6 protein-coding genes are annotated in these 12,637 nt (G+C 39.5%); 4 read left to right on the top strand and 2 right to left on the bottom strand.

Features of this window, described 5'->3' with window-relative positions; all coding sequences use genetic code 11:
• Nucleotides 1–12 precede the first annotated feature (12 nt).
• A complete protein-coding gene (locus tag DWX61_RS08245; protein ID WP_118624724.1) occupies nt 13–5,169 on the top strand; it encodes a protein kinase domain-containing protein in 5,157 nt (1,718 codons plus the stop codon).
• 345 nt (nt 5,170–5,514) lie between these two features.
• Here DWX61_RS08245 and DWX61_RS19685 read toward each other — a convergent pair whose 3' ends face one another.
• Both DWX61_RS19685 and DWX61_RS08235 read right to left on the bottom strand, forming a co-directional pair.
• On the bottom strand, nt 5,515–5,910 hold the full coding sequence (locus tag DWX61_RS19685; protein WP_118624722.1) for a TFIIB-type zinc ribbon-containing protein: 396 nt from the start codon (nt 5,908–5,910) through the stop codon (nt 5,515–5,517).
• A 23-nt stretch (nt 5,911–5,933) separates the two neighbouring features.
• Nucleotides 5,934–6,662, bottom strand: coding sequence for an HD domain-containing protein (locus DWX61_RS08235; RefSeq protein ID WP_118624720.1), 729 nt, complete (start codon nt 6,660–6,662; stop codon nt 5,934–5,936).
• A gap of 236 nt (nt 6,663–6,898) precedes the next feature.
• On the opposite strand from DWX61_RS08235, the gene DWX61_RS08230 reads away from it, so the two are divergent.
• Genes DWX61_RS08230 through DWX61_RS08220 form a run of 3 tightly spaced genes read left to right on the top strand, consistent with a single transcriptional unit; the run spans nt 6,899 to nt 12,558 of the window.
• Nucleotides 6,899–7,567, top strand: a complete 669-nt coding sequence (locus DWX61_RS08230; RefSeq protein ID WP_182433968.1) for a 3'-5' exonuclease — start codon at nt 6,899–6,901, stop codon at nt 7,565–7,567.
• 33 nt (nt 7,568–7,600) lie between these two features.
• The gene (locus tag DWX61_RS08225) at nt 7,601–9,901 is read left to right on the top strand and encodes an MBL fold metallo-hydrolase (protein WP_118624716.1); all 2,301 of its coding nucleotides are present in this window, start codon (nt 7,601–7,603) and stop codon (nt 9,899–9,901) included.
• Nucleotides 9,902–9,912: 11 nt separating this feature from the next.
• Complete coding sequence (locus DWX61_RS08220) at nt 9,913–12,558, top strand: Hsp70 family protein (protein ID WP_182433967.1); 2,646 nt, start codon at nt 9,913–9,915, stop codon at nt 12,556–12,558.
• Nucleotides 12,559–12,637 lie beyond the last annotated feature (79 nt).

Raw genomic sequence — 12,637 nt, 5'->3', positions numbered from 1 at the left:
AGGTAGCACGATATGTTTGAAAAAATAAATTATAATTATTCTTTGAAAGAATTTGAAGATGGTGAAAAATCAGCAATACGGAAGGCAAAACAGGAGGCAGTGAAAGATTTTTTCAGAACCGATACTATTAAAGAGCTTGGTACCGGATCCGGTGGACGGACAATTGTTTATCAAATAAACAACAACGCTGTAAAACTGATCTGCTGTGTTACAAAAAAATGCAATACAAAAAATCTGAATGATGAAATGACCAGGCTGAATGATATGGTGGAAAGGGATATTCGCATTGGCAACAATGTTTTCCGTGAAATATCCAACTGGGCAAAATTAAGAAGTTCTAATAATATTTCCAATATAAATGCCAATATAATCCCCTTTACCGGAACTGCTACACGTCTTTCATGGAAATGCGACAGGTTTAACAGGATCGGCGTAGATTATGCGATTGTAATGCCGCTTGCAAAATGCATGACGGATATGGTTGGTACTTATAAATATCGAAAACAAGCGATGCCTCAAAAAGAGCCAGAAAATCTTGCAAAGATCCTTACTATCGGTATAGACCTTTGTGATGCCCTTATTTGGATACATAAAAATAATTTATTCCATCAAGATATTAAACCTGAAAATATTTTCTGGTTTAATGAACACTATTGTCTTGGTGATTTTGGAATTGCAAGAGAAGAGAATTACCCTCAATTTTTCCAGGAAGGTACCCGGAATTACTGGGCTCCTGAACAGGCAAATGGAAATGCAAGCGTTGACCACCGCTGTGATATTTATTCGTTAGGCCTGGTTCTTTATGAACTGGCAGATACCGTTCCGATTCACAGTCATTATGAGCAGAGAATAGATGATAAAAAACTTCCGGAGCTTGAATCAGAGGTCCCGGAAGGCCTGAAAAAAATTTTGTCAAACGTCTGTGAATATGATCCTGATTTCCGTTACCAGACAGCAGAAGAGATGAAGGAAGATTTGTGTCGGCTGATGAAAAATCCGGATTATGTCCCTGGAGCAACCAGGGATAACTATTATTCTTCCCGAAAAGCAGTGGCACAGCCAGGCAGATCACAGATGTCGTCAGACATTAGTCTCCCATCCCGGAATATTATCCATAGCGGGGCTGCGAATTTCCAACGGCAACGTCAGGCAAACAGATTCCTACAACCGGAAACTGCATGGAAAGCCGGAAAATTATGGTATCAAGAAAATCAGAAGCAAGGCCGTCGTTTTGCAGATCTTGTTATTAATAAGAAAATTATGCCATTATCAGTCCATTCTTCCCATATGACTGTTTTTCCAATCCGCGTATCTGCTGATCCAGAAGATACTACTGATGTGAAACCGTTGTCCGAAATTCTTGCCCATAAGGAAACTCTTCATAATATGTATCTGATTGGAGAGGGCGGTATAGGGAAAACCACTGCTCTAAACTCTATTATGGAAGACACCTACAGGGATAATGCCTACCACCCAGAAGAAAATGGAAAAAACATAATTCCTTTATTTGTTGAACTTTCCAAAGCCCCGGCAGACTACTGCAGCGCGTATCATGCTTCCCATTCGACTTTTATTCAAAGGTATCTGTATATGCTGCTTGGCTCTGTGGACAAACGATACCTTCTTTCTGAAAATGCTGAAGAAATGTCACGAATCATGGAAAGAGAAGATACTTCCATCCTGGAAAGTGTTGAGCAGCTTCTGCGTGCCGGTGAAGGTCATACGCAGTATCTGTTACTTTTGGATGGATTAAATGAAGTGTCAAAGAAACAGCTGTCTACAGAAGAAGGCAAGTATCTGGGAACTCCTTCAGAATTGATTGTTGAAGAAATCAAGGAACTTTTAGAAAAGCATAAGAATATCACAGCCATTATTACCAGCAGGGCTGATGAAACACTGCCTGCTCTGGATGATTTCTTTAAACGCCTTTATTTAACAGGACTCAGCCCTGATATGATAGAAAATTATTTAACATCCTATGGCATTTCTTTTGATGAAATTAAAAACAACAGCCGCCTCATGAAAACTTTGAAAGTCCCATTATTCCTGAAGTTTTACAGTCAGTTATATGATCATGGAGATGTCTCTACCCCTGGAGAAATTTTATATTCCTTTTATAGTGAATGTGGTCTAAAATACACAGCCCGTAACCGCATCATAGAAATAAGTGCGGATCATAAAAAAGCTGGAGATAGTTATAATACCAATTGTATTGACAAGAAAATGCAATGGTTCATCCTGGACTTCCTGCTGCCGGAACTGGGATGGTATATGGAAAAAAATGATCTGTATACAGTTGACCTTTCCACATTCAAGCGAGTGATAGATTCTGTCCTAAAGGGAGAGAAGGAAACAGATATCTGTGGTAAATATGGCAGAATGTATTTCAAAGATTATCTTTCAGGAGAAGATGCTGTTCCAAATACAAAAACCTATGCAGAACAGATGCTTGATTTAGAAGAGCCTATGCATGACTATGCAGCAGTGATTGCAAGATACTGCGTGTATTCTTTAGGCATATTATATGCCACTGACCAAAACTACAGCTTTATTCATCAGCACATCAGGGATTTTTTTGCTGCGATGAAGATTATTACAGATATGAAAATGGCTGTATTCATTTCAAAAAATGGTTTAAATCAAGCAGCCTGCTTGCAATATTTAATGAATATTAATGACAGCCTGCTCAGCCAAAGTGTTATTCATTATATTGGAGAGATAGCGAAAGAGCATCTTAATCTTCCTGAAAAAAATGGAAAAGAATGGAAAGATATCACGCCTGCTAATGGAATTCGGGCTTTAATAATCAACGTAATAAATTTGTATCGTAATTATTTTTATCCAAATAATGACGTGGTCGGATATGGCGTGAAAAATTTATTAAAAATCATATATTATTCCAGGCATACTCTGAATGGATTAGATTTGTCCTGTCTTGATTTACGTAACTGTTATTTCAATGATATTGATATAAACGACGTAAATATGACTGGGTGTCTTGTTAATTCTAATAATTTGGTTTCAGAAATTAATTGTGGGGAAATTTATAAAACTGCTTTTTCAAAATCTGGTGATTACGTTTTTATAGCAGGAGAAGATGGAACGCTGTCTCTATGGCACCGCAAAACTTGCACTTACATCAAAACGATAAAAAAATATCGTGCCACAATATATAACCTTTCTACAAGCGAGAAGTATATTGCAGTTTCTACCCGTAAGAAAACTGAAATTTTAGATATCCATACTTTCGAGGTTGTAAAAAGGTTTAATTCATACAATGCTGTCTTTAGCCCTGATGGAAGATATCTTGTTTTGGCATTTTATAAGAAAAAAGCCAGATTGTATGATACAGCAACTTTTAAAAATTTTTATGTACTAAACTATACGGCATATCATTATATAAGCGATTTTTGCAGAGGCTTCGATCTCCTTTGTTTTTCATCAGATAATGAGCACTTTGCTATGGCAACAAGAAAGAGGTTTTTATTAAACGGAATATCGGACAAAGTCCTCACGATCCAAGTATGGAACATCAACATAAGAACTTCTTTTCAAATTGAATTAGAACATTATGCGTTGAGCAATGAAATTGTAAGCATGGATTTTTCTAATAAACACAATCTACTGGCGGTCACAACAATGGAATGTGGCACAATACACGTTTTTTCAATATCAGATGATTGGGAAAAAGCAGTATTGTTGCATTCTATTAATCTTGATGCCAAAGGATTTATTTCTTCTGCAAAGTTTGTTCAAAATGACTCTGTTATTGCAGTTTCTTTTGCAAGTGGTCAACTAATTTTTCTGGATTATGATGATTACGATAAGAACCACGAACTGCGCTTTTTAGAAAGGGAAGAACACATTGCGAGCATTTCACATACTACGAAATTTCAAAACGCAAACTCATCATACCTTATAACAGGATCAGCAGATCATAGTGCCAAATTATGGGATACAAAAAAAATGCAATGTATTGGAACCTTTAATAAAATGGGTTTCCAGGGTATAGCGTCAGCTCTTTTTATAAAAAATGGAAAATATATTGTTACTAGTGGAAGAACTAATAGTATTTTAATCTGGGATTCCAAGTCAGGGAAATGTCTAAAAACAATTGACAATTTTCCATTATGTACTTCAAACATGGCATATCATGAAGCAAAACAACAGCTGGCAGTTTCTCTTATAGACGGAAGAGTTTTTTTGTATGAATTTGAGTGTGATTCACTGAAAGCGAATTACCTGTATACTTTTTGGATGCATGATGCCGCAATACTTAGATTGACATATAGTGCAAATGGAGATTATCTGCTAGGAATTGGATATAACAAACATATATCATCTGTGGCAATATATAATTTTGATAAAAAAAACAAAATTAAATTAGCTGGAGATAAAATGGGTATAATCTGCGCTACATTTTATGATAGTGCTGGAAAAACTATTCTGGTAGGAACTTTTTCTGGTTCCTTAGAAATATATTCTTCAGATACCGGAAAATTTATAAAAACGATGACTTGCGATTTTACTTCACCTTATTACGAATCTAAAAGACATCAATTATTTCAACACAATGAAAAGTGTACAATCGCAGTTCATGTTGATTTTAATAATGATTTTTTATATTTAGTAGAAAATATGGCATATTTAGAAGTGTTAAACAGGAACACTGAACAATGCTTAGCCGTATTAAACCGGTCCTATTGCAATGGCATCTATGGGACAGAAATATTCACCAGCAAACAAGGCAATTATATTACTTCAACTACTAGAACCCCAAATATAAAAATATATCGAGCAAACGACTGGCAAACTACATATAGGATATTAGGCTCATGGAAAAAAGAAAATTCTGGAGTTATAAATATGATACATTGTTCTCATTATAAAAAATATAATGGCCATCAAAATATTATAACATATGTGGATTTTGCCCCACAAGAAGATAGAATAATAACGGCATCTGCCGATGGAACTGTAAAAATATGGAAATTACCGCATCCAGAGGCAAATAAATCGATGATATTAACCCCCATTTGTACATTGCATTGCGTTCCGGGATTAAAAATTCAAGGTTTAAAATTAGAAAAACTTCACTCTGAGTCAAACTTGTCAAATGAGGATAAAAGTATTTTCAAAACATATGGTGCAATCACGGATGAAAAATAAAAGTATCCGTTGGCAATGGTTCTTCAAGAACAGCGCAATCCCCATGTTTATAAAATTTCATGACACGGGGATTGCGCCTTAACAGGAACCATTGGATATTCCGTGTTCAAAATTCATCCAACGAAGTCCAAAATGGATTATACATCTTTTTGGTTGACTTTTCCTTTTGGTATAAATCAATCTTTTCTAATGTTCTGTTTTTCCAACAATAATAGCACAAACAAATGATATCTAATATGAAAAGCATCAGAAAGTGCTCGGGATCTTTTATAAAAAGAATTATAAGCATGAAAATCCCAAATCCAACAGAAAATTTGTCCCATATAAGAGACGATTCCAACGCATTTATTTTTTCTGGTGTATTTTTTTCGCATAGTTTCTCATTGGCTGCGAAATTGCGTTTAACTGTTCCAGCTTATCCCATATTTTAGTTGCTTCCATTCTGCTTTTTGCTGTCAAATGGTAATCGGTTAGATCAGAAGTAATGGAAAGCAGCATAATAGTATATGGATCAGGATCCGTGGGATGAATATCGGACAGATCTTTGGCAATCGTGTAAGCACGATCATAGTTTTTCATTTTTAAATGTTCTCCTGCCTGCGAAATGCGGGCAGCATATTTATAGGTCGCTTTGTCTGCAATCCTTTCAGAAAAGACAGTATCACAGTATGTACAGCGATACTTTCCATTTTCAAATACAATTTTGTTTCCACCGCAATTTGGACATTTCTGTTCATACATAGTATCACCTGCTAGACTTTAGATTATTTGCTGAGCATCTCTTTCTTTGGAAAATCTGATCTTTCGACAACACCTTTCTCTTGGTCAAATTTCTCCATCATGATCCGCATGCTGTTGTTCAGTGAATAAATGTTGCTTTTCAGGATGGAAAAGGAATTGGTATAATCTGGATAATAATTCTTGCAATAGGAAGCCATCGGGATCAGGAAGTCATCTGTCTCCTTGATGTACTTACGCATCCGTTCAAAGGTAAACGTATACAGGCTGGTGCTGTTATGCAGGCGGTCACTAAGTTTGATCAGAGATGCCTTACAGTTTCGCTCAATCTTTTTAAAATACACGCTTAGCTCGTATTCATCCAGCCCGGATTCCTTGGTCAGAAGTGTAATAATATCCAGTACCTCCTGGGAAAGATGGTACTCCGTAATCAGTTCCCGCCCTTTCAGAGGGAGCTTATCACTGCAGTCTTCCAACAGGTCATGAAGCAGGGCAGCAGCAAGCGTTGTATCATCATCAATCCCATAATTGATTAAAGTACTGCAGACTTTTAACGGATGGACAATGTACGGCATTCCGTCCTTCCGGTACTGGCCATTATGGAAATGTCTTGCCACTGCCAGCGCAATCAGCGTCTGCTTCAGGTTTTTTGCTACTGCAAATCCTTTGATAAACATGTAGGATTTGATGTACTTTTCTGTATCCACTTCGTTATAAGTTTCAACCAGTGGAATAATGTTTCGTTTCTTCTGCATTTCGATTCCTCCTTATCTAAACCACAATAGTAACCTGTACTATTCTTATACCACACATCCAGATTTCTGAATATCCACCCTTTCGTAACGTACTGACACCCCATTTTCCCTCTGCTCTTTCGCAACATATTGACATTGAGTTGCCCCAATCCCCATGTTATGCTCATATTATCAAATCAATGGAATACCCTCGCATAAAGGCTATTCCGAGAAATAAAACCAGGGAGGAAACCATTATGAAATATGTTGTTATCGATCTTGAAATGAATCCAGTTGCTTCTGTCTACAAGGCAGAGCGCACAATCTGCAAACTCGAAGTAATTGAAATTGGCGCTGTCCTGCTGGATGAGACGTACCAGGAAATTGGCAGTTTTGTCACTCTTGTCAAACCATATTTCAATTCCCGCATTGAAAAAAGATACGAAAAACTGACGGGAATTAAAACATCCATGGTGGAATCGGCACCTTATTTTGATGATGCCTTACATATGTTTTTTTCCTGGTGCAACAGTATCCAGGGTGAAATTCAGATCATCCAGTGGAGCGATAATGATTTTGCCCAGATTTCAAAGGAAATCCAATTAAAAAATATCTCTTTATCCATTCAGGATAAAAAATACATTGACACTACATGGTTTGATTTTCAGGCTGAGTATGGATCCACCCTTGGCCTGGAACACAATATTTCCTTAAAAGACGCGGTCATGTACGCAGGAGAAGACTTCTGCGGACGCCAGCATGATGCCCTTGTGGACGCAAGAAATACAGCGGGGTTATTTGGAATTGTGCGTGATGAAGCCAAATGCCAGAAAACACTCCAGCATGTCATTGAAGCGCTGAAGCCTAAGGATGATTTTTCTCTTGGTGATCTGTTTGATTTTTCAGCACTGTCATTCTCTGCTTAATGTTTTCAGTAGATGAGAAAAGGAGAGTGAACCATGAGTGATTACTTTATCCCGCTGGGAGGGGGAAACGAAATAGGCGCATCAGCCTATTACCTCTCCATCGAGGGTATACATATTCTTTTGGACTGCGGAGCCAGGCTGAAAGGAGATGAGTTATACCCAGATTATGAGAGGCTTCTGTATGAACTGAATGATTATTCTGATCTTGACCTGATCCTCATCAGTCATGCACATTATGACCATATCGGATCCATCGCAAGGATTGCCTCCCTTGCCCCGAATGCAGAGATTATAACCACAGAAGCCTCAAAAAGGCTGATTTATACGCAGCTTCTGGAGTTCGGACGTATATCCGGGCGAAAAGAAATTGACAAGATCAAAAATGAGCGTTACCGGAAAGCACAGATCCTTATGGAACGTATCCATACCCGACCTGTTGCAAAACCATTTCTCATCCATGGATGTAAAATTACTCTGCTGCCAGCCGGACATATGCCAGGGGCAGTTATGATCCATCTGGAAACCGGGCATCATGATATTCTGTATACCGGGGATTTCAGTTTAGCTTCCATGTTTGGGGTAAATGGCATGCGCCTTCCGGAACAGCTTCATCCAAAAACTCTTCTGATCAACATTCCGAATGCTTATCAGAAAGAGGATACGTGGGAAAACCTGTTCAGTGAAGGCACTCCCACGGACTTACCGGCTTCCTATTCCGGACTAAAAGATATCATTCAGGAACACAGAAAACTCGGAGATGGCATCTATCTTGTTTCGAGAAGCATACCGAAACATCTGGATCTGTTTTACTTCCTGAGTTCTGTTTTTCCTGAACTCCCTGTTTACCTGGAACCAAAGAGCAGGGCAGTGGCAGACATTCTTTCGGACATGGGATATCAGATATACACCCCAAACATTCATATCACTGAAAACATACCGACAAAAAACTGTATTGTAGTTGGCCAGGAAGCAAAACGGACAGGATGTGTTTCCATCCCCTTTGACAACTATAGTCTTCATGCATCAATTCCGGAAACACTTTCATTCATCCAGTATCTTATGCCGGATTTCATGTATGTACTGCACACCCGTCCCGTGAAAGAAAAGATACCGCTCGCTCACGCTGTAAAAAAACTGCAGCCCACGCTCAACGCAGTACAGTCTGTGAACGGTGAAAAATATTATTTAAAGAGGACAAAGAAAATGAAATACGATCAAATCTACCGTTCCGTAATGGAAGAAGAACTCGAAATAGCAGAAAAGCAGTTGTCTGAGTACCGAAGAGGACGGCATAAATCCACTTTTGAATGGATTGCCATTTATGGGAGCCTGCTGTATCCGGGACTGCATCCACACGATGCTTATTACAAACTTCAGGATTCTTTTGTGAAAGAGTCTGGCATTACCTATGATGATTACCGCACTGCTTTACATAATACAAATCTTGACAGTGAAGACCGCAGAAGATATGTGCTCGGTTTTGTAGAAAACCAGATGGCTGTATTAAAGAAAGCTCTTGATGGAAATATGGACGCTATATCCAATTTCTCCGAACTCACAGAAAACCTGAATCTGCGCGACCGCCAAAATGGAAAACTCTATTTTATTGGAAAGTACATGGTTATTTTCATGATTATGGCTGATCCAGATCTGAAAGATGACAAATATCTGCCTGTTGCATTTACCTTCGGGGCCCGCTACTGTGACAGACTGCTCAGGAACCTGCGTGGACAGCTGCTGAAAAACAGTGGCATGAAGCGGAAAAGAAAATCTGCCAAAGATGTCCTTCAGGAAACAGAGCATGTGCTTTCTGAATCTGCCAAAGCGGAAGGGATGGCTTCCGGAGATAAATACGAGCAGCTTCAGTTCAAATACGATAACTGCAGAAATTCCCTGGAACTGGTACAGGCCATGCTGGATGAATTAAATGAAACCATCGATGAAACCGCAGCAGAAGCAAAAGACGCGGCCATTGCATCTTTTTATACCAGCATGAACTCCGAATCTTACGGACATCTTCTGGACAGTATTGAACTGGTGGACAGAAGACTCGCCGCATTAAAAGAAAACAAAGTAAAAATCCCGCCGCAAGTTCTTCCACTGACAATTGTATTCAAACAGCTGCTTCGTTTTATCAAAGACAGCGGCATTCACCCACTTGACTCTACCGGACGTGAATTTATGGCAGAAGCAGAGGATCTGTCCGGATACACCTACATCGGAGAGCCATTCAGCTATGAAGGTGAAAAGAAATCTGTTACCGTAGAAAAACCTGGATGGCAATATGGAAATACCATTATTTCCCTTCCAACAGTACGCGAAAAAGAAGAATAGGAGAATCGATTATGTCCGAAAAACAATATTATACTGCCATTGATCTTGGAACGACTAATTCCGTTATCGCTTATGGAAACATGCAGAATAATACCATGAAACCAATCGTACTGGAGCTTGACCGCAAAAACGATACAGGAAGCAAGTCAAGAAATCCCCTTCTTCCCTCCGTTGTATTCTATTACAAGAACAGTGACGGAAAAATGACTGCCGATATCGGAGATTATGCGAAAAGCAGATACGGAACCCGCAGCGGTTATGTATGCAAGTCAGTAAAATCATTAATGGGTACCAGCGACCAGGTACCCCTTGTTGATGAAATCCCGGACAAGACCCCTTCTGATGTTTCCGCACAGATTCTTTCTTTCATGATCAATTCTGCCAAAAAGCGGCTGTTTCAGAATGAACTAAGTGATGTTATTATAACCGTACCTGCTTCCTTTGATTCAGACCAGTGCCAGGCTACTCTCGATGCCGCACGGAAGGCGAGAATCAATGTGGAAAATCTGCATGATGTCCTGCTTTATGAACCTAAGGCAGTTATTTATGATTTCATGCGGATGCAGGAATGCGGGGAGATTCCTTCTGACCTGCTGTCGCTGGATACAGAAAAGAACGTCCTTGTATTTGACCTCGGAGGCGGAACCCTCGATGTTACAATCCACCGGGTAGGTTATACAGAAAAAGGGATCCTTAACATCAAGGATCTGGCAATCAGCAGATATACGCTTCTTGGCGGTGATAATTTTGATGAACTGCTGGCCGCAGATATGTTAAAACGTTTTGAAGATAGCAATGGTATTAAAGTAAGCATTAAACGAAAAGAAGAGGTCATGTGCAAATTAAGAAAACTGGCTGAAAAATTAAAAGTAGACCTGTCCCAGGCCTATGACAGTGCCAGAATGTCTGCCATTGACCTTCCAGAAGATTATGAACTGGAAGTTATGGACATTGATCTTTATGATTCTTATGCTTATGCCGACACTTATACCAGATCGGATGTAGAAAGGATTGTATCCCCACTTATGGGATATAAGTATAAGCTGGAGGATGCATCAAAAATCCAGCATATGGCGGAAAGGGACGTAAATAACATCATCTACCCTGTTCTTGATGTCATCGATAAATGTGGGAAAGATACAAAAATAGATGCGGTTATTTTAAATGGAGGCATGACCAAGTTTTATCTTATCCCAAAACGTTTAAAGGATTTCTTCGGGTTTGAACCACTGACAACCAGTGATCCCGATTTATCCGTAGCAAGGGGAGCTGTATATTACCATTACTGCCTCCACAAATATAATGTACGTAAGCTGGAAGATCCATCATCTTCTGAAAAAACAAACGTATGCACCAGTGCTCTGCATCCAGGCATTGCATTTAATACCAGCACCATTTTAAACGATACCATTAACCTCGGATTACGAGGTGAGTATGTAAGCCAGCTAATTCCGGCAGGTACTGAACTTCCTTATAAATCGGAAGAAATCCGTGACAAGTATAAACTGGATAAGGCAACAAGCTCCCTGGGTATCGAAATGTTCCTCGGACGGGGTAAAACAAAGAACCTCCCAAACCGCAGGATAGCTACAAGGACAGTAAAATTCGGCAGGAGTTATCCGGCAGATACTCCTATCAGTTTTCAGATCTACATTAACCCGCTGCGAATGATGACCATGGAAGCCTGGATCACCGGACAGCCTGAAACAAAGAAAACAATGGAAATGGATATGGCGTCCTTAAAACGTACAGAAAGAACATCCAAAAATATCAGTACCGTCGAGAAAATAAAATTAAACCCCAAAAGCGAACTGAACGAACTGCGGGCTCTGTCTGATAGGAACAAGAATAAACTCGGACATGAATTGAATCCGCAGCTATCCAGAGCCTTGGAAACCATCGGTCAGGCATCTAATCCTGAAGATTTCTTTGAGCCATGTATGGATATCGCGAAAACCTGCAAGCAGTCGGACCTCATGCTGGCATATATCTATATGATTGCAGGAATGTTCAAGGATGGCTGGAACGACCAGCAGAAGAGACAGGTGCTTTCCTATGCCAGACAACATTTTTCCCCATATGCTTCCGCAATCAAACAGAACTACTATGTACTGCGAAGGGCCCTGGAAGTCATCGGACAGTTCGGGAAAAACTTTGCTGATTTCTGCACGGAATATATGGGTCGGATTTACGGTGACAGTACCCAGTTCAAAAATGTCATCCTGCAGATGGTGATCCGCTATGAGCACGACGACAAAAAGGTAGCGGAATTCCTGAACAACTATTTCCAGACAGCAGATTTTAACCAGTGGATCGCTTCCCTTATGGCTGACCGCTTCGGCTCCGGTACTTCTATGGAAAACCAGAAGTACCTGGTGAAATTCATCAAAACAATCACGCCATGGTTATCTCTGGAAGACGAGAACGGTACGGATAAATTCACTGCACTCCTTATTGCAGAACTCTGTACCAATCAGGCTGATAATCCTATCTGTGCGGACAGCTATACCATGAAACATACATGGTCTGCAATCAAAAATTACCTTGCTAAAGAAGACGATCCCATGTTTGTTTCCACGGTAACCGATCTGTGGAATGGAACAGCTCTCAGCTTTGAGGAGACGAGCGTTCTCAACGAACATCTCGCCTGCAACTAATATCTTATGAAAGCAGACATTTTGTATTTCTTAATGTATTGACATCGAAATAACAAAAACTTCTATAGTATACTTTTAT

It is taken from the genome of Ruminococcus sp. AF20-12LB, from assembly GCF_003478985.1.
In the GTDB taxonomy this organism is placed as follows: Bacteria; Bacillota; Clostridia; order Lachnospirales; family Lachnospiraceae; genus Blautia_A.
This window is presented reverse-complemented; position numbering and strand designations above follow the sequence as displayed.